The sequence below is a fragment of the Vibrio sp. Vb0304 genome (assembly GCF_033338995.1).
Lineage (GTDB): Bacteria > Pseudomonadota > Gammaproteobacteria > Enterobacterales > Vibrionaceae > Vibrio > Vibrio alginolyticus.
Genome location: NZ_JAWOTT010000101.1, coordinates 1 through 1564, shown reverse-complemented (window position 1 = coordinate 1564; position 1564 = coordinate 1). Strand labels below are relative to the sequence as shown.

1 rRNA gene is annotated in these 1564 nt (G+C 53.5%); it reads left to right on the top strand.

The window, feature by feature from the left end:
* Positions 1 to 11: 11 nt before the first annotated feature.
* A 16S ribosomal RNA gene (locus R7P35_RS24115) occupies positions 12 to 1564 on the top strand.

Here is a 1564-nt window from a genome sequence, read left to right as displayed (position 1 = left end):
AACAAAATCTTAAATTGAAGAGTTTGATCATGGCTCAGATTGAACGCTGGCGGCAGGCCTAACACATGCAAGTCGAGCGGAAACGAGTTATCTGAACCTTCGGGGAACGATAACGGCGTCGAGCGGCGGACGGGTGAGTAATGCCTAGGAAATTGCCCTGATGTGGGGGATAACCATTGGAAACGATGGCTAATACCGCATGATGCCTACGGGCCAAAGAGGGGGACCTTCGGGCCTCTCGCGTCAGGATATGCCTAGGTGGGATTAGCTAGTTGGTGAGGTAAGGGCTCACCAAGGCGACGATCCCTAGCTGGTCTGAGAGGATGATCAGCCACACTGGAACTGAGACACGGTCCAGACTCCTACGGGAGGCAGCAGTGGGGAATATTGCACAATGGGCGCAAGCCTGATGCAGCCATGCCGCGTGTGTGAAGAAGGCCTTCGGGTTGTAAAGCACTTTCAGTCGTGAGGAAGGTAGTGTAGTTAATAGCTGCATTATTTGACGTTAGCGACAGAAGAAGCACCGGCTAACTCCGTGCCAGCAGCCGCGGTAATACGGAGGGTGCGAGCGTTAATCGGAATTACTGGGCGTAAAGCGCATGCAGGTGGTTTGTTAAGTCAGATGTGAAAGCCCGGGGCTCAACCTCGGAATAGCATTTGAAACTGGCAGACTAGAGTACTGTAGAGGGGGGTAGAATTTCAGGTGTAGCGGTGAAATGCGTAGAGATCTGAAGGAATACCGGTGGCGAAGGCGGCCCCCTGGACAGATACTGACACTCAGATGCGAAAGCGTGGGGAGCAAACAGGATTAGATACCCTGGTAGTCCACGCCGTAAACGATGTCTACTTGGAGGTTGTGGCCTTGAGCCGTGGCTTTCGGAGCTAACGCGTTAAGTAGACCGCCTGGGGAGTACGGTCGCAAGATTAAAACTCAAATGAATTGACGGGGGCCCGCACAAGCGGTGGAGCATGTGGTTTAATTCGATGCAACGCGAAGAACCTTACCTACTCTTGACATCCAGAGAACTTTCCAGAGATGGATTGGTGCCTTCGGGAACTCTGAGACAGGTGCTGCATGGCTGTCGTCAGCTCGTGTTGTGAAATGTTGGGTTAAGTCCCGCAACGAGCGCAACCCTTATCCTTGTTTGCCAGCGAGTAATGTCGGGAACTCCAGGGAGACTGCCGGTGATAAACCGGAGGAAGGTGGGGACGACGTCAAGTCATCATGGCCCTTACGAGTAGGGCTACACACGTGCTACAATGGCGCATACAGAGGGCGGCCAACTTGCGAAAGTGAGCGAATCCCAAAAAGTGCGTCGTAGTCCGGATTGGAGTCTGCAACTCGACTCCATGAAGTCGGAATCGCTAGTAATCGTGGATCAGAATGCCACGGTGAATACGTTCCCGGGCCTTGTACACACCGCCCGTCACACCATGGGAGTGGGCTGCAAAAGAAGTAGGTAGTTTAACCTTCGGGGGGACGCTTACCACTTTGTGGTTCATGACTGGGGTGAAGTCGTAACAAGGTAGCGCTAGGGGAACCTGGCGCTGGATCACCTCCTTA